The organism is Zhihengliuella salsuginis (assembly GCF_014651715.1).
GTDB lineage: Bacteria > Actinomycetota > Actinomycetes > Actinomycetales > Micrococcaceae > Zhihengliuella > Zhihengliuella salsuginis.
In genome coordinates this window covers 151,987-175,436 of record NZ_BMXK01000009.1, presented here as the reverse complement: position 1 = coordinate 175,436, position 23,450 = coordinate 151,987, and the positions used below count along the sequence as shown (strand labels likewise).

The following is a 23,450-nucleotide window of genomic DNA, read 5'->3' as shown; positions in this document are numbered from 1 at the left end:
GAAGCCAGGTGGCGAGAGAGCCGGAGGAGGGCAGCCGGCGGACAAGGAAACGGCGGGGTCCGGCACCGTGTGGTGCCGGACCCCGCCGCGTTCCAATGAGATCCCCCCGGAACGGGGGAAGGCGTCAGCCGACGTTGTTGTCGTAGTCGACGTCGCGGGTCTCACGGGTCAGCCACAGGGCGATGAGCGTCGCGATCGCGCCGATCATCAGGTAGACGCCGACCAGGACGGTGTTGCCGCCGCCGGCCTGCCACAGGGCGATCGCCACGAACGAGGCCGGGGCCGCGCCGATGACCGACGCCAGGTTGTAGGCGACGGCCGAGCCGGTGTAGCGGACGTTCGCCGGGAACAGCTCGGGCAGGATCGCCGCCATGGGACCGAACGTGAGGCCCATGAGTGTGAAGCCGATGATCAGGCCGACCATCGCGGCCGCCGTACCCGGTCCGAAGAAGAGCGGCCAGGCCAGACCGAACACCAGGATGGCGGACGTGACCAGGAGCAGGAACTTGCGGCGGCCGAACTTCTCGGCGAGCGGCCCGGAGACCACGGTGAAGATGCCGAAGAAGACGACGCCGATGATGAGCATGGTCAGGAAGAGCGGACGCTCGATGCCCAGGCCGGGGACGAACGCGGCGGCGTCGAACGGCTCGCCTGCCGCCTCGGCGGCGGCGGCCGCCTGCTGGGTGGTCTTGGCGGTGCCGTAGGTCAGCGTGAACGAGGTCATCAGGTAGAACAGCACGTAGGTCGCGACCATGATGAACGTGCCGGCGACGACCGGGCGCCAGTGGTGCTTGAACGTCGCGGCCAGCGGCGATTTGGCGACCTTCTTCTGGGCCACCACGTTGGTGAAGGAGACGGACTCGACCAGCTTCAGGCGGACGTACAGGCCGACGGCGACCATGACGGCCGACAGGATGAACGGGACGCGCCAGCCCCACGCCTGGAACTGCTCGGGCGTCAGGCCCAGCTGGAGCCCGACGAAGAGAAGGTTCGCGACGATGAAGCCGATCGGCGCACCCAGCTGCGGGAACGTGCCGTAGATGGCGCGCTTGCCCTTGGGGGCGTTCTCGGTGGCGAGCAGCGCGGCACCGGACCACTCGCCGCCGAGTGCGAGACCCTGGGCGAAGCGCAGCAGCACGAGCATCAGCGGCGCGAGCACCACGAAGCTGCCCTGCGCGGCAGGGAGGAAGCCGATGAGGAAGGTCGCGATACCCATCGTGAGCAGCGACGCGACGAGAGTCCCCTTGCGGCCGAACTTGTCGCCGAAGTGGCCGAACAGGATCGAACCGAGCGGGCGGGCGACGAACGCGACGCCGAAGATGGCGAACGCGCTGAGGATCGCGTTGATCTCGGTCGCGTCCGGGAAGAAGAGCGCCGGGAAGACGAGGACTGACGCGGTGGCGTAGATGTAGAAGTCGTAGAACTCGATCGTGGTGCCGATCAAGCTGGCGAAGATAACGCGGCCGCGCGTGTTTTGCTTCGGCACGTTGGCAACTGGTGCTGACACGGTACTTCCTTTTCTCGTGGTGCAGTGACTGCTTCTGCGTCGATCAGGACCAATATCCTAGACACCTCGCGCCACACTCTGGACTTCATGTCCACATTGTGAACAGCGGGAACTGCCGAAACGGCAGCGGCCCGCCCACCGGGACGGTGGGCGGGCCGCTGAGGGCGCGCGGGGCTAGAGGTGCACGTGCAGGCGGCGCGCTGCCTCGGAGATCGAACCCGCGAGCGACGGGTAGACGGTGAACGTCTCGGCCAGGTCGTCCACGTGCAGGCGCTTGTGCACGGCGAGCGCGATCGGGAAGATCAGCTCCGAGGCGCGCGGGGCGACGACGACGCCGCCGATGACCGTCCCGGAGCCCTTGCGCGCGAGGATCTTCACGAACCCCTCCCTCACGTTCATCATCTTCGCGCGGGCGTTCGTCGCCAGGTTCAGCTTGATGATGTCGGCCTGGTACTTGCCCTCGGCGACCTCCTGCTCGGAGACGCCGACCGTGGCGATCTCCGGGGAGGTGAAGATGTTGGCGGAGACCTCGGTGAGCTTGAGCGGCTTCACGCCGTCGCCGAGCAGGTGCGCCATCGCGATGCGGCCCTGCATGGCCGCGACGGAGGCGAGCGCGAAGACGCCCGTGCAGTCGCCGGCCGCGTAGACGTTGGCCGCCGTGGTGCGCGAGACGCCGTCGACCTTGATGTGCCCCGACTCGGAGAGCTGGACGCCCGCCTCCTCGAGGCCGATCCCGGCCGTGCACGGGGTGCCGCCGACGGCGACGAGGCAGTGGCTGCCCTCGATGACCTCGCCCGAGGAGAGCGTGACCTTGACGACGTCGCCCTCGCGGTCAACGGCCTCGGCGCGGACGCGGGACTTCACGATGACGCCGTTGCGCTCGAAGGCGGCCTCGAGCACGTTGGCCGCGTCGGCGTCCTCCCCCGGCAGCACGCGGTCGCGGGAGGAGACGAGGGTGACCTTGGTGCCGAGCAGGTTGTATGCGGAGGCGAATTCGGCGCCGGTGACGCCGGAGCCGACCACGATGAGGTGCTCGGGGATCTCCTGCAGGTTGTAGATCTGCGTCCAGTTGAAGATGCGCTCCCCGTCGGGCTCGGCCGTCGGCAGCTCGCGGGCCTGCGCGCCGACCGCCAGCAGCAGGGCGTCGGCCTCGAGGGTCGTGACGGCGCCGTCGTCGGCGGTGACCTCGACCGTCCGGTTGTCGAGCAGCCGGCCGGCGCCCAGCGCGACCTTGACGCCTGCGCGCTCGAGTCCGGTGTGGATGTCCTCGGACTGGTTCTTCGCCAGGTCGAGCAGGCGGTGGTTGACGATGCCGAGATCGGCCGTCGCCTCGTCGGCCCCCACCTGCACGCCGAAGTTCACGGCGGTGCCCACGCGGCGCATGGCGTCGGCGGTCGCGATCAGGGTCTTCGAGGGGACGACGTCGGTCAGCACCGCCGAGCCGCCCATGCCCTGGCGCTCGACGACGGTCACGTCGGCCCCCAGCTGCGCGGCCACCATGGCGGCCTCGTAGCCGCCGGGGCCGCCGCCGAGGATGACGAGTCGGGTGTTGGTGAGTGTATGAGTTGAGGTCACGCGCCTATTGTCCCCCAGAGCCACGTCAGTTGCACACCGCGCCGGGTGAAACGCGGCACATTTCTCCCCCGGTTCCCGCGTGCCGAAGCGGCTGGTTACCGGTAGGTTGGGTCGCGTGAGCGAACATCTTGAGGACCCTTTTGACCTTGCGGCCCGCGCCGCGGCCGCCATCGCCGAGCAGTCCGGCGTCGAAAAGCACGACATCGCCCTCGTCCTGGGCTCCGGCTGGGGCGGCGCCGCCGACCTGCTGGGCGAGACGACCCACACCCTGGACGCCTCCACGCTGCCGGGCTTCCACGCACCGGCCGTCGCCGGCCACGTCGGCACCGTCCGCTCGATCGTGACGGCCGCGGGCAAGCGGCTGCTCGTGCTCGGCGCACGGACCCACTTCTACGAGGGCCGGGGCGTTCGCTCCGTCGTCCACGGCGTCCGCACGGCCGCGGCCGCCGGCTGCCGGAGCCTGGTGCTGACCAACGGCTGCGGCGGGCTCGACCCCGCGTGGGCCCCCGGAACCCCGGTCCTCATCGGCGACCACATCAACCTGACGGCGACGTCCCCGCTCGAGGGCGCCACGTTCGTGGACCTGACGGACCTCTACTCGCCGCGTCTGCGCGGCATCGCCCGCGAGGTCGACCCGTCGCTCGACGAGGGCGTCTACGCCCAGTTCACGGGCCCGCACTACGAGACGCCCGCCGAGGTCCGCTACGCGAAGGCGATCGGCGCCGACCTCGTCGGCATGTCGACCGCGCTCGAGGCGATCGCCGCCCGCCACGCAGGCCTCGAGGTGTTCGGCATCTCGCTGGTGACCAACCTCGCCGCGGGCATCAGCGACGAGCCCCTCAGCCACGAGGAGGTCATCGAGGCCGGCCGAGCCGCAGGACCGCGCATCTCGAAGCTGCTCGCGAGCATCGTCGAGCGCGTCTAGGGCCGGCATGAACGCATTCGCCGACACCCGGACCTACCCGCCCTCGGATCTCCACGCGGAGGCCCGCCGCTGGGCCGCTGAGGACCCGGACGCCACGACGGCGGCCGAGCTGTCCCGGGTGCTCGCCGCCGCCCAGGCCGGGGACGCCGCTGCGCAGGCGGATCTCGGGGCCCGCTTCGCCACGACGCTGGCCTTCGGGACCGCCGGCCTGCGCGCCGAGCTCGGCGCGGGCCCGAACCGCATGAACCGCCAGGTCGTGCGCCGCACCGCGGCAGGCCTGGCCGCCTACCTGCTGGAGCAGGCGGGCGGAGCCTACAAGCCGCGCGCCGTCATCGGGTTCGACGCCCGACGCAATTCTGACGTCTTCGCGGAGGAGACCGCCGCGATCTTCACCGCCGCCGGCATCGACGCCCTCCTGTTGCCCTCGGCCCTGCCGACGCCCGTGCTGGCGTACGCGGTCCGGGCGCTGGAGGCCGAGGCCGGCGTGATGGTCACGGCCAGCCACAACCCGCCGCGCGACAACGGCTACAAGGTCTACCTCGGCGGCCGCGCCGTGGACGGTGCCGGGCGCGGCGCGCAGATCGTCGCCCCGGTCGACGCGGCGATCGCCGCGAAGATCAGCTACGACGGCCCCCTGGCGCGCATCGAACTCGCCAGGTCGGGCTGGACCGTGCTCCCCGAGTCGATCGCCGACGACTACACCGGCGCCGTCGTCGCGCTCTCCCCCGCCACGGAGGCCAGCCGCCCCGCGCGCGCCGCGACCAGCATCGTGCTGACCTCGCTGCACGGCGTCGGGTCGGCGACGATGCTCGGCGTCTTCGACCGGGCCGGGTTCTCCCGGGTGATGCCCGTCATCGAGCAGGCCGAGCCGGATCCGGACTTCCCGACGGTCGCGTTTCCCAATCCCGAGGAACCGGGCGCGATGGACCTCGCCCTCGCGACGGCGGAGCGCGTGGGCGCCGACCTCGTGATCGCCAACGATCCGGACGCGGACCGCTGCGCCGCCGCAGTGAACGACCCCGGCGCCGGCTGGCGGATGCTGCGCGGCGACGAGGTCGGCGCGCTGCTCGGTGCCCACACGGCCTCGCGGATCGCCGCTTCTGGGAACGACGGCGCCGCGTCCGCGGTGTTCGCGAACTCGATCGTCTCCTCCCGCCTGCTAGGGCGCATCGCCGCCAGCTGCGGGATCGAGCACCACGAGACGCTGACCGGCTTCAAGTGGATCGCCCGCGTCCCGGGGCTGACCTTCGGCTACGAGGAGGCGCTGGGCTACTGCGTCGCCCCGGACCTGGCCCGCGACAAGGACGGCATGTCGGCAGCGCTCGTGCTGGCCGACCTGGCCGCGACGCTCAAGGCCGCCGGCAGCTCGCTGCCCGAGCGGCTCGACGAGCTGGCCGTCGAGCACGGACTCTTCGCGACCGACCAGCTCTCGGTGCGCGTGGACTCGCTGGCACGGCTCGGCGAGATGATGGCACGACTGCGCGCCGCGCCGCCGTCGTCCCTGGCAGGTGCCCCGATCGCCTCGGCGCAGGACCTGGGCGCCGGCGGCGACCTGCCGCCGACCGACGCGCTGCTGTATGTGAGCACGGACGACTCGCGCGTGATCGTGCGCCCGTCCGGAACCGAACCGAAGCTCAAGGCCTACCTCGAGGTGGTCGAACCGGTCGCCTCCGCTGCCGGCCTCCCCGCCGCCCGCGGACGGGCCGCCGAACGCCTCGCCGCCGTGAAGAACGACATCGCCGCCGCGCTCGGCGCCTGACGCGCCGCGCACCGGAACCCCTGGAAGGAACCATGACGAACATCGCCAGCTACATCGACCACACCCTCCTGAAGCAGGACGCGACCGAGGAGGACATCCTGAAGGTGTCCGCGGAGGCGCGCCAGTACCGGTTCAAGTCCGTCTGCGTGAACCCCGTGTGGGTCCCGACGGTCGCGAAGACGCTGGCGGGTTCCGGCGTCCTGACGTGCTCCGTGATCGGCTTCCCGTTCGGCGCCACGCTCACCTCCGTGAAGGCGTTCGAGGCGGCTGCCGCCGTCGAGGCGGGCGCCGACGAGATCGACATGGTCATCGACATCGCCGCCGCGAAGCGGGGCGACGAGGCCGCTCTCGTGGCCGACATCGGCGCCGTCGCCGAGGCGGTGCACGCCGGAGGCGCGATCCTGAAGGTCATCATCGAGACCGCCATGCTGGAGGACGACGCCAAGGTCCTCGCCTGCCGGGCGGCCGTGACCGCGGGCGCCGACTTCGTCAAGACGTCCACGGGCTTCGGCGGCGGCGGGGCGACCATCCAGGATGTGAAGCTCATGCGCGCGACGGTGGGACCCGATCTCGGGGTCAAGGCCTCCGGCGGCGTCCGCTCCCTGGAGGACGCCCTGGCGTTCATCGAGGCCGGCGCCACGCGGCTCGGAGCGAGCTCGGGAGTTGGTATTGTAGAAGGCGAACAGTCTTCGGCCGCCTACTAGACGGCCGTCACAGGTCAGCGCCCACCCGGACGGACGGGAACGGGCAATACAAGGAGCGTGACAGTGTACTCGGACAGCAAGAACAAGGCCTACTCGGGCCAGGGAAACCTCGGCTCGAGCCTCGCCGCCTTCGCCGTGATGTTTGTGTTGTTCCTCGGATCCCTCTACTCCCTGAGCTTCTGGACGCTGGAGAACGGCTGGCTTCCGGGCCTCGCCTGCCTCGTGCTGGCCACCGCCGCGTTCCTGATCCCGCAGGGCATCATGGGCCGCTCCGAGATCAAGGTCGAGGAGCAGGAACAGCGCTGACGCGCTTTCTGTTGCGCCCGGCACAGCAGGTGTGACTACTGTAGAGGCGATGCGGCGCAGTTAGCGCCGTTGAACCGATCGGTCTTTAGGAGGCCACCATGCGCATTCTGACTTTCATCGCCGGCGCAGCCCTCGGCTACGTGCTGGGTGCCCGTGCGGGCCGTGAGAAGTACGAGGCCATCCGCAACAAGGCCTCCGAGCTGTGGGACGACCCGCGGACGCAGGAGCAGGTCTCCCGCGTGACGTCCGCCGTCGAGGAGAAGGCCCCGCAGGTCGCCTCCTACGTCAGGGAGAAGTCCCCGCAAGTGGCCGAGAAGGTCCGCGGGGCCGGCTCCCGGACGGCCAAGCAGGCCGACTCGGTCGGCTAGAACCGAGCTCTGACGTCAGGGTCCGCGATACGCATCGCGGGCCCTTCGTCGTTAATACCCTCCCCGTTTGCCCGTTCCGGTCATAGACTGAGACGCAGGCCCGGGACCCCGGGCCCGTGTGAGGAAGGGGAACACCGTGACATCGTCCGCACAGCCTGAGGAGCACCACGCGTCCGAGAACTACGACGCCGCCTACGAGCAGGCCGACGACGGTCCCTTCATGGCGGCCGGCCGCTGGTTCGCGGGCGTGGCCGACGCGTTCCTCGGCGGCGACGGCTCGGACGCGCTCGGCGCCACCGTCGTCGTCCGCCGGATCGACAACGACGCCGAGATCCTGCGCATCACCGGCAACAACATCGACGAGGCCGAGGGCCTGCTCGCCCTGGTGCGGCGCGACCTCGAGAACCTCACCCGCGAGGAGTTCCTCGCGGAGTGGGGCGGCAAGGACGGGGTCGAGACGATCGGCGACTGACCCGCGCGGCGCCCGACCGGGTCAGTCCTCGAACAGGGCCTTCAGGACCTGGGACGCCCAGTCGAGGATCTCGCCGTCGGCCAGGTCCCTGCCGCCGACCGGCGCCGTCTTCGGCTTGGGGATCAGCAGCGCGTTGTTCAGGGCCGGCTTCACCTGCGCGCCCTTGTACATGCGCTCCATGCGCATCTGTTTGGACTCCGGCAGGTCGGCCGGGGCGAACTTGATGAAATTGCCCTGGCTCGCCACGTCGGTCAGGCCGGCGGCGCGGGCCCTGACGCGGAAGCGGGCCACCGCGAGCAGGTGCTGGACCGGTGCCGGCGGCTCGCCGTACCGGTCCTTGAGCTCCTCGACGACGGCGTCGATCGACTCGCCGTCCAGGGCGGCCGCGAGCTTGCGGTAGGCCTCCAGGCGCAGCCGCTCGCCGGGCACGTAGTCGTGCGGCAGGTGCGCGTTGACGGGCAGCTCGATCTTCATCTCGACCGGCTTCTCCTCGGCGTCGCCGCGGAAGTCGGCCACGGCCTCGCCGACGAGCCGCAGGTACAGGTCGAAGCCGACCCCGGCGATGTGCCCCGACTGCTCGCCGCCGAGCAGGTTGCCGGCACCGCGGATCTCGAGGTCCTTCATCGCCAACTGGTAGCCGGAGCCGAGCTCGTTGTGCGCGGCGACTGCCTTGAGCCGCTCGAGCGCGACCTCGCCGAGCGGCTTCTCCGCGTTCCAGAGGAAGTAGGCGTAGGCGCGCTCCCGGCCTCGTCCCACACGGCCGCGCAGCTGGTGCAGCTGGCTCAACCCGTAGGCGTCGGCCCGGTCGACGATGAGCGTGTTGGCGTTGGAGATGTCCAGGCCGGTCTCGATGATCGTGGTGGAGACGAGGACGTCGAACTTGCGCTCCCAGAAGTCGACGATGATGCGCTCGAGCTGCGTCTCGCTCATCTTGCCGTGGGCCACCTCGACGCGGGCCTCGGGGACGAGCTCGCGGAGCTGCGAGGCGACCCGGTCGATGGAGGAGACCCGGTTGTGGACGAAGAAGACCTGCCCCTCGCGCATGAGCTCGCGCCGGATCGCGGCGGTGACCTGCCGGTCGGTGTGCGCGCCCACGTAGGTCAGGACGGGGTGACGCTCCTCCGGCGGCGTGGCCAGCGTCGACGTCTCCCGGATGCCGGTCAGGCTCATCTCGAGGGTTCGCGGGATCGGCGTCGCCGACATCGCGAGGACGTCGACGTTGGTGCGCATGTGCTTGAGCGCCTCCTTGTGCTCGACACCGAAGCGCTGCTCCTCGTCGACGATCACCAGGCCGAGGTCCTTGAACTCGATGGTCTTGCTCAGCAGGCGGTGTGTTCCGACGACGACGTCGACCGTGCCGTCCACCAGCCCGGCGAGGATCGACTTGGACTCCTTGGGCGTCTGGAACCGCGAGAGCGCCTCGACCCGGATCGGGAAGCCGGCGAAGCGCTCGGTGAACGTCTCGTGGTGCTGCCGGGCCAGGAGGGTCGTCGGCACCAGCACGGCGACCTGCTTGCCGTCCTGGACCGCCTTGAAAGCGGCGCGGACGGCGATCTCCGTCTTGCCGAAGCCGACGTCGCCCGAGACGAGGCGGTCCATGGGGATCGACTTCTCCATGTCCTCCTTGACCTCGTTGATCGTGGTCAGCTGGTCGGGGGTCTCGGTGTAGGGGAAGGCAGCTTCGAGCTCGCCCTGCCACGGGGTGTCGGCCGCGTAGGCGTGGCCCCGGCTGGCCATGCGCGCCGAGTACAGGCGGATCAGCTCGGAGGCGATTTCCTTGACCGCGCGCCGCGCCTTGGACTTGGTGTTCGACCAGTCCGAGCCGCCCATCTTCGACAGCACCGGGGCCTCCCCGCCGACGTAGCGGGTGACCTGGTCGAGCTGGTCGGTGGGGACGAAGAGCCGGTCACCCGGCGCCCCGCGTTTGGACGGCGCGTACTCGAGGACCAGGTACTCCCGCATCGGGGCGTCCCGGCCGCCGCCGACCTTGCGCTGGATGAGCTCCACGAAGCGGGCGATGCCGTGCTGCTCGTGCACCACGAAGTCGCCCTCGGCCAGCTGGAGCGGATCGACGGCGTTGCGCCGTTTCGCGGCCAGCTTGCGGCCCTTCTTGCCCTGCGCGTAGGCGCTCGAACGGCCGAGCAGGTCCGCCTCGGTCAGCAGGCCGAGGCGCAGCCCGTCGAAGACGAAGCCGCGCCCGGCGACCGCCGTCGTGATCTCGATGAGCCCCGGCGTCGGGTCCGCGTCGAGGGAGTCGACGCGGTGGCACGGGATGTCGGCGTCGTGGAACAGCTCGGCCAGGCGCTGGGCCGGGCCCGGGCCGTCGGTCGCCACGACGATCCGCCAGTCGTCCCGGATCCGGGAGCCGATGAATTCCATCATCTCGGCGACCTCGCCGCGGTACCCGCGCGGCTCGCGGGCGTTCACGGCGAGGGAGTCGATGTCGAGCACGACGTCGGCGTCCCGCTCGAGGGACGTCATCGCCCACCAGGAGACCTCCGCCTCGAGCGCGGCGTCGAAGGTCGCCGAGAGGTCGGCGAAGCCGCCCGCGTCGAGGGCCTCGGCCACTCCCCCGGCCTGCGACAGGTCGACGGGCGCGCTGCCGCCGTCGGACGCCGTCGACCACGCCGCCGCCAGGAACTCCTCGTTGGTGGCGACGAGGTCGTGGGCGCGGGAGCGCACGCGCTCCGGTTCCATGACGACGGCGATCGAGCTGGCCGGGAGCTGGTCCACGAACGGGACCATGCGCTCCACCAGCACGGGGGCGAGCGACTCCATGCCCTCGACGGCGACGCCGCCGGCGATCTTCTCGAGCATGTCGGCGGCCGCCGGCATCGCGTCCTTCAGCCGGGCGGCCCGCGACATGACGTCCGGCGTGATGAGCAGCTCGCGGCACGGCGGGGCGTACAGGCGGGTGGGGGCGTCCTCGCCCTCGGCCTCGAGCGAGCGCTGGTCGGCGATGGAGAACCAGCGCATCTGCTCGATCTCGTCGCCGAAGAACTCGATGCGCAGCGGGTGGTCCTCGGTGGGCGGGAAGACGTCGAGGATGCCGCCGCGGACGGCGAACTCGCCGCGCTGGGTCACCATGTCGACCCGGGAGTAGGCGGCGTCGGCCAGCGCCTTGACGATGGAGGAGAAGGGGCGCTCCTGACCCACCTCCAGGTGCACGGGCTCGAGATCGCCCAGCCCCTCGACGAGCGGCTGGACCACGGAGCGGATCGGCGCGACGACGACCTTCAGCGTCCCGTCCGGGTGCGCCAGCCGGCGCAGCACGGAGAGGCGCCGGCCGACCGTGTCCGAGCGCGGCGAGAGGCGCTCGTGCGGCAGGGTCTCCCACGCGGGGAACTGGGCGATGGAACCCGCCGGCAGGTAGGCCTCCAGCGCGGCGGCGAGGTCCTCGGTCTCGCGGCCGGTGGCCGTCACGGCCAGCACGACGGCGTCGCCGCCGTCCGCTCCCCCGGCGGCCAGGCCGTCCACGGCCTCGGCGACGACCGCTGCGCGCAGGCCCGTCGGCGCGGAGACCTCGAGGGTCCGGCTCCGGGAGTCGAACGGCCGCGACGCGTACTGCCGGATCTTCGCGTAGGTGGAGTCGGCGGACAGCGCGGCGCGGAGACCGGACAGGGACATGGTTTCACCTTTCACAGAGGCCAGTGTGCGCAGCACGAAAACCCGGTGACCACGCATCGGCGGGGGCGACGAGTCGCGCCCGCACTGCTGCTGCGGTACCGGGGAAGCCCTCCCAGCCTACCGCGCCACGGGCCCGCGTGCCCGAAAGTCCGTCCGGCTCGCATAGCATGGACGAAGCAACCCAGCGCGGCCCGGATCCGGCCGCGCGGGCGGCGGGCAACCCAACCGCCGAATCGATCGAAGGAGCACCCCGTGGCCCTGAACGCCAGCACCACTCTGCCGTACCCCGCCGACGCCGTGGCTTCGGTCTTCACCGACCGCGAGTTCGTGCAGGAGGTCAGCGCCAAGGCCGGCGGCCGGCTGACCGATTTCCAGGTCACGGGCCCCATCACCGGCGCCTTCGACGTGACGTCCGTTCGCGCCGTGCCGACCGACCGCCTGCCGGATCTGGCCCGGAAGTTCGTCGGCGCCACCATGACCGTCACGCAGCGCGAGGTCTGGTCGGCCCCCGCCGCCGACGGCAGCCGCACGGCCTCGATCACGATCGAGGTCGCCGGCGCCCCCGTGGACGTCAAGGCGACGCAGAAGCTCGTCGCGCGCGGCGGGGAGACCGTCGTCGAGCTGGACGGGCAGGTCACCTCCAGCATTCCCTTCATGGGCGGCAAGATCGCCTCCGCTGCCGAGCCGTACCTCGGCAAGGCCCTGAACCTCCAGGCCACCCAGGCGAAGGCCTGGCTGGACGCCCGCAACTAGCGTGGAGCTCCGCAGCGCCCCGTCGGGGCCGCTGGCCTTCACGGCCCGGGTGCTGGACGGCAGGATCACCGCGACGGACCTCTCCCGTGCCGAGGCCGAGGCACTGGCGGCCGCGTGGTCCCGCTGCGATCCCCGGCTGACCGCCGCCGACGCCGTCGCGGCCGAGGACCGGCACGGCTCGCTGGCGCGCCGGCCCCAGCAGGGCTGGGCCAGCTTCCACGAGGAGCTGGTCTACACGGCGACGAGCCGGGCGATCGCATCCGGTCGCGGCGAGCTGCTGATGTTCCATGCCGCGGCACTCGCCGATCCGGTCACGGGCCGCGCCATCGCCCTGGTTGCCGAGAGCGGCACGGGCAAGACGACGGCGACGCGGACGCTGGGCCGTTCGTTCGCCTACCTGACGGACGAGACGGTGGCCGTCGACGCCGCCCGCGGCATCCGCCCCTTCCCCAAGCCGTTGTCCATCCTGCCCGCCTCCGGGCGGCGCCCCAAGGACCAGGCCGCGCCCGACGAGCTCGGCCTCCTGCCCGCCGTCGACCGCAGCGTGCTGTGGCGGGTCGCCGTGCTGGACCGCCTCGCCGGACGCGAGCGGGCCGTCGCCCGCCGGCTTCCCCTGGCCGAGGCCTTGGAACACCTGAGCCCGCAGATCTCCGGTCTGGCCTGGCTCGACCGCGGCCTGGTCCGGCTCTGCAGCACCCTGCACGCGTGCGGCGGGGCGCTGCGGTTGGAGTACGGCGAGGCGACCCAGCTCGCCGAACTGGCCCGCGACCTGCTCGCCGCCCCGCCCGCGGACGAGCCCGGGGACGCGTGGGCGCCGCTCGACCTCTCCCGCAGTGAGACACCGGCCGATCCGGCGCTCCTGCAGTACCGCCGGATCGTCCCGGCCGATGCGGTGCGGATCAGCACCGGCTCGACGGAGGCCGTGGCCGTCCTGAAGGGCGAGGCCCTCACCGTGCTGCACGGCCTGGGGCCGCTGCTCTGGGGCGCCGCATCTGCCTGGCGAACCACGGAGGAACTGCTCGAGACAGTCGTCGCGGCCGCCGGCGACCACCCGCAGGCACGCGAGCTGCTGGACGCGCACGTGGCGGACCTGGTGGGCCACGGCCTGCTCGAGGCCAGTCGAGAAGTCGACTAGTCGAGCCCCTCGCGTCCCAGCGGCCAGATCGTCAACACGACGCGTCCGAGCACCGCATCGTCGTCGACGGGACGCAGGCACGCACCGCCGTCGGGCTCGCGCCCTCGGCAGCGGATGACGGAGTCCGCCGAGTTGGAGCGGTGGTCCCCCATGACGAGGAGGGAGTCCTCCGGCACGTCGATGGGACCGAAGCAGCGCAGAGAACGTCCCGTGCTCGTGCAGTCCCGGGCGCCGCGCACGAAGGGGTAGTCGTTGTGGATGTACGGCTCCTCCAGAGGGTCCCCGTTCACCAGGACGCTTCCGGATTCTCCGCAGCACTCCACCGTGTCCCCGCCGGTGCCGATGACGCGCTTGACGAGGTAGTGGTGGCTGGAGGGCCCGATCCCGGTGAGGTCCCCGAAGAACTCGGCCGCGCGGCGCAGCGGCCCGCCCGGCGCGGCGCCCGCCTCCTCCCAGTCGCCCTCCGCCTCGAACACGACGACGTCGCCCGTCTCAGGTTCGCCTCCCGCGTAGGCGAGACGGTTCACCAGGATGCGGTCTCCGACGTTGAGGGTCTGCTCCATGGAGCCGCTGGGGACGTTGAAGACCTTGATCACGAACCCCTGCAAGAGCGAGACCACCAGCAGGGCGACGACCAGATTGAGCCCGAAGCTGGCCCAGAAGGGCCACTGGCGCCCCTCCCCCCGCGACGTCCTGGCGTCGGCGGCAGCCGGCTCGAGGGCTTCGTCCGGCCGTTGTTCCATGAGTCTCCCTAGGCAGCTGCGAGCAGTGCGGTCTCGGCCGCGACCCACGCGAGCATCGCGCACTTCACGCGGGCGGGGAACTTCGCGACCCCCGCGAAGGCCGCTCCGTCGCCGAGAACCTCTTCATCTGCCTCAACGCTACCGCGTGAGCGCATCACTTCGCGGAACTGGTCGATGAGCCCGATCAGCTCGTCCCGCTCGACGCCCTCGGCGAGCTCGGTCAGGACGGACGCCGCCGCCATCGAGATGGAGCAGCCGGTTCCGTCCCAGGAGATCCGCACGATGCGGGTCCCGTCGAGTTCGACGCGCAGTTGGATCTGATCGCCGCAGATCGGGTTGTGCTGGTGCGACTCCCCGCTCGCGTGGCCCGGCGCCGGCTCCTGCAATCCGTCGCCGACCCGGCGCTTGGCATGGTCGAGGATGATCTGCTGGTACAGCTGTTCGAGGCCGCTCATGCTTCTGCTCCAAAGAATCCGCGGACGTCCGCGACCGCGTTCAGCATCGCGTCGACGTCCTGCTCGGTGTTGTACAGGTACGTGCTCGCGCGCGTCGAGGCGGTCACGCCGAGCGCGCGGTGCAGCGGCTGGGCGCAGTGGTGGCCCACGCGGACGGCGACGCCGCGGGCGTCGAGGAACTGGCCGACGTCGTGCGGGTGGACGCCCTCGACGTCGAACGTGGCCGTGCCGATCCGCGCGACGCCGTCGGGGCCGAGCAGGCGGATGCCCGGCAGCTGCGCGAGGCCGTCCGCCATGCGGGCGCCCAGCCGCTCCTCCCAGGCGGCGACGCGGCCCATGCCGACCTCGTCGAGGTAGCCGACGGCGGCCGCCAGCCCGACTGCCTGCGAGATGCGCTGCGTGCCGGCCTCGAACCGGTTGGGTGCCTCGAGGAATTCCGCCCGCTCCATGGTGACGGTCGTGATCATGGAGCCGCCCGTGAGGAACGGCGGCATCGCGTTGAGCAGCTCGCGGCGCCCGTAGAGCGCGCCGATGCCGGTGGGGCCGAGCATCTTGTGACCGGAGAAGGCCATGAAGTCCACGTCGAGCCGCTTCACGTCGACGGGCAGGTGGGGGACGGACTGGCAGCCGTCGAGGACGGTCAGGGCGCCGACCTCGCGGGCCAGCGCGACCAGCGCGGCGACGTCGGTGATCGTCCCGAGCATGTTGGAGACGTGGGTGAAGGCGACGACGCGCGTCCGCGGGCCGATCACCTCCGGGGCCAGATCCATCCGCAGCGCACCAGCGGCGTCGACGGGGATGTACTTCAGTGCGGCGCCGGTGCGGAAGGCCAGCTCCTGCCACGGGATGAGGTTGGCGTGGTGCTCGAGCTCCGTCACGACGATCTCGTCGCCGGGGCCCAGGCGGAAACGCTCGGCCGCGCTGCCTCCGCGCCCCGCGGACGCGTTGGAGAAGGCGTAGGCGAGCAGGTTAAGCGCCTCCGTGGCGTTGGAGGTCCACACGACCTCGTCGTCTCCGGCGCCGATGAACCGTGCGACGGCGGCGCGCGCCGCCTCGAAGTGGTCCGTCGCCTCGACGGCGAGCGTGTGCGCGCCGCGGTGGACGGCCGCGTTGAACTGCTCGTAGTACTGCTGCTCGGCTTCCATCACGCAGCGCGGGTTCTGGCTGGTGGCCCCTGAATCGAGGTAGACGAGGGGCTGGTCGCCGACCTGCGTCTCGAGGATCGGGAAGTCGGCACGCAGCCGCGACACCTCGGCGGCGTCGAGGGCCTCCGCGTGCTGCTGTCCGGCTCCGGGACCGGCGGACGGCTGGGGGACGTTCTGTGCTGCGGCCACGGGTCTGCCCTTCGGTTGGAAAATAATTCCGCTACAAACTTGTGCCCTTATCATCCCACTTGTCGGCGCAGCTGACACGTCAGTGCACCCTAACTACCCGGCCGAGGGGCGCGGAGCGGGCCCCTACCTGCCGGAGAAGCGGGCCTGGGCGGCCTCGAGCCCGTCGGTGACGAGCAGTGCGGCGGCGTCGGCCGCGTCGTCGAGGAGGAAGGGCAGCTCCTTCTTCTCGGCGGCGTTGAAGTCCTTCAGGACGAAGGCGGCCGCGTCCATTCGCCCGGGGGGCCGGCCGACTCCGATGCGCACGCGGAGGTAGTTCTTGGTCCCGAGTGCCTTGGACATGTCGCGCAGTCCGTTGTGGCCGTTCTCGCTCCCGCCCAGCTTGAGCCTGACGGTGTTGAAGTCGATGTCGATCTCGTCGTGCAGCGCGATGATGTTCGCCGGGGGGATCGAGTAGAACTTGCTCAGCGCGGACACGGGGCCGCCGTTGAGGTTCATGTAGGTCATGGGCTTGGCCACGACCAGGCGCGGCCCGCCGATGCCGAGCCGTCCTTCGGCGACCTGCGCCCGGGCCTTGTGCGTCTTGAAGTTGGCACCGAGGCGGTCGGCGAGCTCATCGGCGACGTGCTGGCCGATGTTGTGCCTGTTATGGGTGTAGCCGGGCCCGGGGTTCCCGAGCCCGGCTACCAACCAGGTGTCCTGAGACATCTAGAAGAGGGGTCCTACTCGGCGGACTTGGCCTCGGCGGCCGTCCCCGAAGTCGCGCTCTCGGCGGCCTCGTCGGCCGACGCAGCGGTCTCGGCGCGCGGAGCGTGGACGGTCGCGGCGACGGCGTCGCCCTCGATCTGCAGCTCGGTGCCCTCCGGCAGGATCAGGTCGGAAGCGTGCATGACGTCGCCGACCTCCTTGCCCTCGACGTTCAGGGTGACGTACTCCGGCAGGTGGGTCGCCTCGGCTTCGATGGACACCGTGAAGAGCTCCTGCTCGAGCAGGCCGCCGGCAGCGATCTCGCCCTCGACGTGGACGTTGACGTCCACGGAGACCTTCTCGCCCTTGCGGACGACCAGCAGGTCGACGTGCATCAGGAAGCCGCGGATCGGCTCGCGCTGGACGTCCTTGGTCAGGACCAGCTGGGGCGCGCCCTCGACGTCCAGGTTCAGCAGGACGTTGCTGTGGCGCAGAGCCAGCGAGGCCTCCTGGGCCGGCAGCAGGATGTGGATCGGGTCGGTGCCGTGGCCGTAGATGACCGCCGGGACCTGGCCGTTGGCGCGTGCACGGCGGGCGTAGCCCTTGCCGAACTCGGTGCGGACCTCTACTGGAAGCTTGATCTGATCAGTCATGGTGACTCCATCTGTGCGTGGTCTGTTCTCACGCCCGGGTGCAGATCAGTTGCGTCGTGGTCCGCGCGGAGCCGAGGACGGCTCTGGCTGCGCGGGTGACGTTCTCGAAATTCTGGGGCGCACACTCGGGTGCGGCCGCCGACCTCGTCGATCACGGAGCGGTACCGGGTGGTTCCGCTCCCTCGCCTGGGCATTCGAGACCATCCTACCAGCGCGGCCGGCGTGCGGTGTGCGCCGGGCACCCGTCCCCCTAAGATGGGTCCATGACAGCCGCCACCATGGAACCCGGGACCGGGTGGGTCCGGTCCGAGAACGTCGCCGAGGTCCCCTCGCCGGACGAGGGGCGCTACGCCGTCCTCCCGCTCGGCACCGGGCAGCAGGCACCGCTCATCCTCGTGGAGACGGGCGGCGCGGTCTGGGAGGAGATTCAGGCCGGGGGCACCACCGACGAGCTCGTCGGCCGGCTCGCCGGCCGCTACAACGTGGCCCCGGAGGCCATCTTCGAACAGGTTTGCGCGTTCCTCGACGAACTCGCGGGACGTCACCTGATCTTTTCGGTTTCCAGACCCGTCTAGACTCTTCAACTAAGACACGCTTTCACGCTCACTTCGTTGCGCGTCGAGGCCGTGGCCGGTCCGGGGGGATTGCGGGTCCCTCGCCGCGCGGCGGTCTGGACGGGCGAACTCTCCCGAGGGACTGACATATTGGATACACAAGACGTCGAGACGACCGCCGGCCCCGACCTGCGCCACTACTTCTCCGTGGTGCGCAGCTACTGGCGCGGCATCCTCGCGATCCTGCTCGCCGCCGTCCTGCTCGCCTTCGTGTGGACGCTCACGCAGCCCAAGATCTACCAGGCCTCGTCCTCGGGCCTCGTGACGACGGGCGGAGCCGACAACGTCGGGCTCGCCTCCGCCGGTGACAGCCTCGCCAAGTCGAAGGCCACGTCCTACTCCAGCATCGCCGGCACCCGTCCGGTGGCGGTCGCGGTCAAGGAGGACCTGGGCCTCGACACGGGCGAGAACCAGCTGCTCAACGACGTGACGGTTCAGGTTCCGTCCGACACGGCCGAGATCCGCATCAGCGCCCAGTCGACCGATCCCGCCCAGGCCCAGGAGATCGCGAACGCCTAGGTCGAGGTCCTGGCTTCCGAGGTGGAGGAGATCGAATCCGCCGGGTTCGAGGACCAGGCCGTGCCCTCGCTGGTGCGCATCGTCCCGCTCGGCCGTGCGGCCCTGCCGACGGCGCCGGTCTCCCCCAACACCAAGCTCGCCCTCGCCGTGGGCGGCGTCGCCGGTCTGGCCTTCGGGCTGGGCTACGCGCTGATCCGCCAGCACCTCGACCGCCGCATCCGCTCGGTCGAGGCCGTCGAACGAATCGGCCAGGCGGTCGTCGGCACGATCCCTGCCGACAACCGCCTCTCCGGCGGCCGCCAGGTCGTCGAGTCCGGTAACGCCAAGACCAGCGACCGCGCCGCCCACGCCTTCGCCGAGGCCCTGCGGGAGCTGCGCACCAACCTCTCCTACATGGACGTGGACAACCCGCCGCGGATCATCGTGGTGACCTCCTCCGTTCCGGGCGAGGGCAAGTCGTCGATCTCCGCGAACCTCGCCGTCGCCATCGCGGCCACCGGCCGGCGCACGGTCCTCATCGATGCCGACCTGCGCCGCCCGGTGCTGACCGACCTGTTCCACCTGCCGGCCGGCGCCGGCCTGACGGATGTCCTCTCGGGCGCAGCTGAACTGGACGACGTGCTGATGCCCTACACGGACGCCCCGGCGCTCGAACTCCTGGCCGCCGGCCGCGTCCCCCCGAACCCGTCGGAGCTGCTCGGCTCCAAGGCCATGAAGAACCTGCTCGCGGAGCTCTCGCGCGACGCGGTCGTGCTCATCGACGCCCCGCCGCTGCTGCCCGTGACGGACGCGGCGATCCTGGCGAAGGCGGCCGACGGCGCCCTGATCACGATCAAGGCCGGCCACACGACCGTCGACGAGCTGGAGAAGTCGGCCGGCAACCTGACCAAGGTCGGCGCCCACATCCTCGGCACGATCCTCAACCAGGTTCCCACCAAGGGCGCGGATTCGGCGCAGTACGGGTACTACGGGAAGTACTACTACTACACGAATTCGGACGACAAGAAGCCGACGGCCGCGGCAGCCGACGTGGTGCCGGCCGAGGCCGCCCCCGACGAGGACGAGTTCGCGCAGGCGATCGGCGGCCGGCCGGTGCGCCACGCCCGCCGTCCCTCCTGAGGCCCCGGCCACCAGGATCTCGCACAGCAGAAGGCGGCCAGTCGATTTTCGACTGGCCGCCTTCTTCGCATCTGCGGGCTACGCGCGCGCCGCTGCGGCTCGTTCGAGGTCGATGATCGCCTCCAGCGCGGGCAGCAGCTGGTCGACCATCTCGTCGTACACGGCGTCCTCGCGGCGGTAGGGGTCGACGACGTCGTCATCGGCTGCGGGCGCGCTCAGGCCCGAGCGGTAGAGCGTCGCGTACTTGATCAGCGCCTTCCAGCGCGCGGCGACCTGTTCGGGACCCGCCCCGCCGGGGATCGAGTCGCCCGCCTCGCGGTAGACGTGCGCGACGAGCCGGGCGAACTCACGCACGGTGTAGGCCCGCTTGAGCATGCGCGGGCTCATCTGGATCACCGCGTCGCGGTGCTCCTGGGTCAGCGCCAGCACGACGTCGGCCCCGGCCACGTCAGCATCGCCGAGCCGGCGCGCCGAGAACGAGTCGACGGTGTAGGCGCGCTCCCTCACCCCGGTCGCCGCGAGGCGGGCTGCGCTGCGCTCGTCCATGGGTTTGCCGGTCAGGCCCATGGTGCCGGCGCTCGCCACGGAGAAGGCCCCCGGGGCGATCTCGTCGAGTCGGTTGCCGAGCAGGAGGTGCGCGTACGGGGAACGGCAGATGTTTCCGGTGCAGACGGTGAGAAGTGTGACCACGCGACCAGCTTATCCGCTGCCGGGTATCGAACGCGCAGAGGGCGCCACCGGTTGGTGGCGCCCTCTGGCGTGGAGCGGCTGTGCGCGGGTCAGTTGTTGCCGTCGAAGAGGCTCGTGATCGAGCCGTCCTCGAAGACCTCCTTGATGGCCCGGGCCAGCAGCGGCGCGATGGAGAGGACCGTCAGCTTGTTGAACCGCTTGGCGGACGGGATCGGCAGCGTGTTGGTCACGACCACCTCGCGGGCGCCGGACTCGGAGAGGCGCTGCGCCGCCGGGTCGGAGAACACGGCGTGCGTGGCGGCGATGATGACGTCCTTGGCTCCCGCGTCCTTCAGGACGCGGACGGCGCCCGAGATGGTCCCGCCGGTGTCGATCATGTCGTCGATCAGCACGCAGGTGCGGTCCTTGATGTCGCCGACGACGGTCTTGGAGACAGCTTGGTTCGGGACCGTCAGGTCGCGGGACTTGTGGACGAATGCGAGCGGGACGCCGCCCAGGCGGTCGGCCCACTGCTCGGCGACGCGGACGCGGCCCGTGTCCGGGGAGACCACCGTGACGTTGTCCGATCCGACACGGCCGCGGATGTAGTCGGCCAGCAGCGGGATGGCGACGAGGTGGTCGACCGGGCCGTCGAAGAAGCCCTGGATCTGCGCGGTGTGCAGGTCCACGCTGATGACGCGGTCGGCGCCCGCGGTCTTGTACATGTCGGCGATCAGCCGGGCCGAGATCGGCTCGCGGCCGCGGCCCTTCTTGTCCTGCCGCGCGTACGGGTAGAACGGGGAAACCACCGTGATCCGCCGTGCCGAGGCGCGCTTCATCGAGTCGATCATGATGAGCTGCTCGACGAGCCAGTTGTTCAGCGGCGCGGGGTGCGACTGGAGCAGGAAGACGTCCTTGCCGCGGACGGACTCACCGGACCGCACGTAGATCTCACCGTTGGCGAAGTCGTAGGCGCTCATCGGGAGGAGGTCGATTCCCAGCTCCGATGCGACTTCTTCCGCGAGCTCGGGGTGGGCTCGGCCTGATGCAACGACCATCTTCTTGTCGTCGGTGCGGCGCAGTTCCGTCATGGGTCCTCTTCCTGGGATGGGTGGTGGGTGCTTGAGAGGGGATCTAGGAGTTGTCCGCCACCGGGGCGCCCGGTGCGGCGCCGGCGGCCGCGGCCGACTCGGAGCCGGGGCGCTTGGCCTGCGTCCAACCTTCGGAATTGCGCTGGGGAGCGACGGAGAGGGCCAGGGCGCCCGCCGGCACGTCCTTGCGGACGATGGCGCCGGCACCGGTGTACGCGCCGTCGCCCACGGAGACGGGGGCGACAAAGACGGTGTTGGATGCGGTGCGCACGTGCGATCCGATGACGGTCTGGTGCTTCTTCTCGCCGTCGTAGTTGGCGGTGATGTTTCCGCAGCCGATGTTGGTGTACTCGCCGATGACGGAGTCGCCCGAGTAGCCGAGGTGGCTGAGCTTGGAGCCCTTGCCGATCTTGGCGTTCTTGGTCTCGTAGAAGGCGCCGATCTTGCCGGACTCGCCGAGGTCCGTCTTGGGACGCAGGTAGGCGAACGGCCCCACGCTGGCGCCCTGGCCGATCGTGGAGTCGGTGGCGTCGGAGCGCTTGACGGTCGCGCCCTGCCCCACCTGGACGTTGGTGAGGGTGGTGTCCGGGCCGATGACCGCGTCAGTTCCGACGGCCGTCGAGCCGTGCAGCTGGGTGCCCGGCTTGAGGGTGACGTCGGAGCTGAGTGCGACGTCGACGTCGATCCAGGTGCTGTCCGGGTCGACGATGGTCACGCCGGAGCGCATCCACTTCTCGCAGGTCCGGCGGTTCATCTCCTTGCCCAGGGCCGCGAGCTGGACGCGGTCGTTGGCGCCCTCGACCTGCCAGGGGTCCCCGGTCACGACGGCGGCCACCCGGCCGCCGTCGCCGCGGGCGATGGAGAGGACGTCGGTGAGGTACATCTCGCCCTGGGCGTTGTCCGTGGTGACCTGCGCGAGTGCCGAACGGAGCACGGCGGCGTCGAACGCGTAGATGCCGGAGTTGACCTCGTCGATGCCGCGCTGGGCGTCGGTGGCGTCCTTGTGCTCGACGATCCCGGCGACGGAGCCGTCGTCGTCGCGGACGATGCGGCCGTAGCCGGTCGGGTCGCCCAGGCGGGCGGTCAGGACCGTGACGGCGTTGGCATCGGCGTCGTGGGCGGCCACAAGCTCGCCGAGCTGTTCGCCGGTGAGCAGCGGGACGTCTCCGTAAGTGACGACGATGGTGCCCTCGATGTCCTCGGGGAGGGCTTCGAGGCCCTGCTGGACGGCGCGACCGGTGCCGGGGACGTCGTCCTGGTCGGCGATCGTCAGGTCGGGTTCGATCTGCAGGAGGTGCTCGACCACGCGGTCGCGTTCGTGGCGCACGACGGCGACGAGGCGCTCGGGGTCGATGCCGCGGGCTGCTGCGATGGCGTGCCCCACCATGGACTTGCCGCCGATCTCGTGCAGGATCTTGGGTTTGGCGGACTTCATCCGGGTGCCTGCCCCGGCTGCGAGGACAATGACGGCTGCCGGTGCGTTGGCTTCCACGCTCAAGTTCTACTCCCTGCGGTCGACTGCGTAGAGCCCGGCGCTGCGGCCGGGACGACTCAGTCTATCGGTTGATCGTCCGCGCGTTGTGTTCCGCCCCTAGGATTCGAACCTAGACTGCACGGCTCCAAAGGCCGGCGTGCTGCCGTTACACCAAGGCGGACCGTGTCCGTGCGGGCTACCGTCGAACACGATCATCCATTCTGCCACATGCTCGCGGACCCCCGCGCACGCACCGCGGGCCCCGCCCTCGCGAAGAGGACGGGGCCCGCGGTCAAGCGAAGCGACGAGGCTCTGCTAGGCAGCGCAGACGCTGACCTGAGCGCCGGCGGCGGTGACCTGCGTGTTGCTGACGGACGCCGAGTTGGCGCCCGGGCCCGATTCCTCGAACCCGGACGGTGCCGAGGTGAAGGTCAGCGAGTAGTCGCCGAGCAGGTCCGTGTTGATCGCGCCGTCGGAGATCGGCACCGCGATCGTGACAGGCGAGCCCGCAACGATTTCGGCCTGGGTGGTGATCAGCAGCGAACCGTCGCCGAGCAGCGACACGTCGAGCAGGTTGCCGCCGGTGTCGATGACGCCTGCACTCAGCACCGCGGCGCTCGACAGGGTGAACGTCGTGCCGACCGGGATCGTGCCAGTAGCTGCCGCAATCTCGAAGGTCGGATCGCCGAAAGCATTGATGCTCGTCAGCGGGATCGTGATGCCGCCGACGCACTCGCTCGAGATGGCCACATCGAACTGCGTCACGACCGAGGCGGCGGCCATCGGCGCGCTCACAGCGGCGGCGATGACGGGCACCGACCAGGCGGCCGCCTTGTTCACGGTACGACGGTCGAAACCCTGCTTCTTCATGTTCTGCTCGGTCATAGTTCCCCTCCATTGAATTCCGAAGTATTTTCTGCCGCAGCAACGGAACTCCGTCCGGCCGCCGCGGTCGTTCCCCAGT

Annotated in this window: 23 protein-coding genes and 1 tRNA gene; 11 read left to right on the top strand and 13 right to left on the bottom strand. The window is 70.6% G+C overall.

Features of this window, described 5'->3' with window-relative positions:
- Positions 1-124: 124 nt before the first annotated feature.
- Together IE069_RS11615 and IE069_RS11610 are read right to left on the bottom strand one after the other, a co-directional pair.
- Positions 125-1,507: an MFS transporter gene (locus IE069_RS11615; protein WP_189350663.1), complete on the bottom strand. Its 1,383-nt coding sequence runs from the start codon at positions 1,505-1,507 to the stop codon at positions 125-127.
- Positions 1,508-1,681: 174 nt separating this feature from the next.
- A complete protein-coding gene (locus IE069_RS11610) occupies positions 1,682-3,082 on the bottom strand; it encodes an NAD(P)H-quinone dehydrogenase (protein ID WP_268245179.1) in 1,401 nt (466 codons plus the stop codon).
- Between the two features lie 115 nt (positions 3,083-3,197).
- Here IE069_RS11610 and IE069_RS11605 point away from each other — a divergent pair, with 115 nt between their 5' ends.
- The 6 genes from IE069_RS11605 to IE069_RS11580 all read left to right on the top strand — a co-directional run bounded on the left by IE069_RS11605 (position 3,198) and on the right by IE069_RS11580 (position 7,616).
- A complete protein-coding gene (locus IE069_RS11605; protein ID WP_189350658.1) occupies positions 3,198-4,007 on the top strand; it encodes a purine-nucleoside phosphorylase in 810 nt (269 codons plus the stop codon).
- A 7-nt stretch (positions 4,008-4,014) separates the two neighbouring features.
- Positions 4,015-5,766 carry a phospho-sugar mutase gene (locus IE069_RS11600; protein ID WP_189350656.1) on the top strand — a complete coding sequence of 584 codons (1,752 nt, stop codon included), beginning with the start codon at positions 4,015-4,017 and terminating at the stop codon, positions 5,764-5,766.
- Positions 5,767-5,798: 32 nt separating this feature from the next.
- Positions 5,799-6,470 (top strand): deoxyribose-phosphate aldolase, encoded by a 672-nt coding sequence (gene deoC / locus IE069_RS11595; RefSeq protein WP_189350654.1) that lies wholly within the window; start codon positions 5,799-5,801, stop codon positions 6,468-6,470.
- Between the two features lie 57 nt (positions 6,471-6,527).
- The gene (locus tag IE069_RS11590; protein WP_308425387.1) at positions 6,528-6,776 is read left to right on the top strand and encodes a hypothetical protein; all 249 of its coding nucleotides are present in this window, start codon (positions 6,528-6,530) and stop codon (positions 6,774-6,776) included.
- A 98-nt stretch (positions 6,777-6,874) separates the two neighbouring features.
- Positions 6,875-7,144, top strand: coding sequence for a YtxH domain-containing protein (locus tag IE069_RS11585; RefSeq protein WP_189350652.1), 270 nt, complete (start codon positions 6,875-6,877; stop codon positions 7,142-7,144).
- Positions 7,145-7,280: 136 nt separating this feature from the next.
- Positions 7,281-7,616, top strand: coding sequence for a hypothetical protein (locus tag IE069_RS11580; RefSeq protein WP_189350650.1), 336 nt, complete (start codon positions 7,281-7,283; stop codon positions 7,614-7,616).
- Between the two features lie 21 nt (positions 7,617-7,637).
- Here IE069_RS11580 and mfd read toward each other — a convergent pair whose 3' ends face one another.
- Positions 7,638-11,243: a transcription-repair coupling factor gene (gene mfd / locus IE069_RS11575; RefSeq protein WP_189350648.1), complete on the bottom strand. Its 3,606-nt coding sequence runs from the start codon at positions 11,241-11,243 to the stop codon at positions 7,638-7,640.
- A 252-nt stretch (positions 11,244-11,495) separates the two neighbouring features.
- On the opposite strand from mfd, the gene IE069_RS11570 reads away from it, so the two are divergent.
- Both IE069_RS11570 and IE069_RS11565 read left to right on the top strand, forming a co-directional pair.
- A complete protein-coding gene (locus tag IE069_RS11570) occupies positions 11,496-11,996 on the top strand; it encodes a DUF2505 domain-containing protein (RefSeq protein ID WP_189350646.1) in 501 nt (166 codons plus the stop codon).
- 1 nt (position 11,997) lies between these two features.
- Positions 11,998-13,131: a hypothetical protein gene (locus IE069_RS11565; protein WP_189350645.1), complete on the top strand. Its 1,134-nt coding sequence runs from the start codon at positions 11,998-12,000 to the stop codon at positions 13,129-13,131.
- Here IE069_RS11565 and lepB read toward each other — a convergent pair.
- From lepB to IE069_RS11540, 5 genes are all read right to left on the bottom strand, one after another.
- Positions 13,128-13,874: a signal peptidase I gene (lepB, locus tag IE069_RS11560; protein ID WP_189350643.1), complete on the bottom strand. Its 747-nt coding sequence runs from the start codon at positions 13,872-13,874 to the stop codon at positions 13,128-13,130. The genes IE069_RS11565 and lepB overlap by 4 nt on opposite strands.
- An 8-nt stretch (positions 13,875-13,882) precedes the next feature.
- A complete protein-coding gene (gene sufU / locus IE069_RS11555; protein ID WP_189350641.1) occupies positions 13,883-14,329 on the bottom strand; it encodes a Fe-S cluster assembly sulfur transfer protein SufU in 447 nt (148 codons plus the stop codon).
- Complete coding sequence (locus IE069_RS11550) at positions 14,326-15,579, bottom strand: aminotransferase class V-fold PLP-dependent enzyme (protein WP_229791119.1); 1,254 nt, start codon at positions 15,577-15,579, stop codon at positions 14,326-14,328. Before IE069_RS11550 ends, sufU begins: the two co-directional genes overlap by 4 nt.
- 207 nt (positions 15,580-15,786) lie before the next feature.
- Positions 15,787-16,368 (bottom strand): aminoacyl-tRNA hydrolase, encoded by a 582-nt coding sequence (gene pth, locus IE069_RS11545; RefSeq protein WP_189350637.1) that lies wholly within the window; start codon positions 16,366-16,368, stop codon positions 15,787-15,789.
- A 14-nt stretch (positions 16,369-16,382) separates the two neighbouring features.
- Positions 16,383-17,000: a 50S ribosomal protein L25/general stress protein Ctc gene (locus IE069_RS11540; RefSeq protein ID WP_189350635.1), complete on the bottom strand. Its 618-nt coding sequence runs from the start codon at positions 16,998-17,000 to the stop codon at positions 16,383-16,385.
- A 263-nt stretch (positions 17,001-17,263) separates the two neighbouring features.
- Here IE069_RS11540 and IE069_RS11535 point away from each other — a divergent pair, with 263 nt between their 5' ends.
- The 3 genes from IE069_RS11535 to IE069_RS11525 all read left to right on the top strand — a co-directional run bounded on the left by IE069_RS11535 (position 17,264) and on the right by IE069_RS11525 (position 19,252).
- A complete protein-coding gene (locus IE069_RS11535; RefSeq protein ID WP_189350634.1) occupies positions 17,264-17,575 on the top strand; it encodes a PqqD family protein in 312 nt (103 codons plus the stop codon).
- Positions 17,576-17,704: 129 nt separating this feature from the next.
- A complete protein-coding gene (locus IE069_RS11530; protein ID WP_189350632.1) occupies positions 17,705-18,133 on the top strand; it encodes a YveK family protein in 429 nt (142 codons plus the stop codon).
- Between the two features lie 21 nt (positions 18,134-18,154).
- A complete protein-coding gene (locus tag IE069_RS11525; protein ID WP_189350630.1) occupies positions 18,155-19,252 on the top strand; it encodes a tyrosine-protein kinase domain-containing protein in 1,098 nt (365 codons plus the stop codon).
- A gap of 78 nt (positions 19,253-19,330) precedes the next feature.
- On the opposite strand, the gene IE069_RS11520 is transcribed toward IE069_RS11525, so the two are convergent.
- The 5 genes from IE069_RS11520 to IE069_RS11500 all read right to left on the bottom strand — a co-directional run bounded on the left by IE069_RS11520 (position 19,331) and on the right by IE069_RS11500 (position 23,371).
- Positions 19,331-19,942: an arsenate reductase/protein-tyrosine-phosphatase family protein gene (locus IE069_RS11520; protein ID WP_189350628.1), complete on the bottom strand. Its 612-nt coding sequence runs from the start codon at positions 19,940-19,942 to the stop codon at positions 19,331-19,333.
- A gap of 89 nt (positions 19,943-20,031) precedes the next feature.
- On the bottom strand, positions 20,032-21,012 hold the full coding sequence (locus IE069_RS11515) for a ribose-phosphate diphosphokinase (RefSeq protein ID WP_189350626.1): 981 nt from the start codon (positions 21,010-21,012) through the stop codon (positions 20,032-20,034).
- A 43-nt stretch (positions 21,013-21,055) separates the two neighbouring features.
- Complete coding sequence (glmU, locus tag IE069_RS11510; protein WP_189350625.1) at positions 21,056-22,510, bottom strand: bifunctional UDP-N-acetylglucosamine diphosphorylase/glucosamine-1-phosphate N-acetyltransferase GlmU; 1,455 nt, start codon at positions 22,508-22,510, stop codon at positions 21,056-21,058.
- A gap of 85 nt (positions 22,511-22,595) precedes the next feature.
- Positions 22,596-22,667 (bottom strand) — tRNA-Gln (locus tag IE069_RS11505).
- A 134-nt stretch (positions 22,668-22,801) separates the two neighbouring features.
- Positions 22,802-23,371, bottom strand: coding sequence for a hypothetical protein (locus IE069_RS11500; protein WP_189350624.1), 570 nt, complete (start codon positions 23,369-23,371; stop codon positions 22,802-22,804).
- Positions 23,372-23,450: the final 79 nt, after the last annotated feature.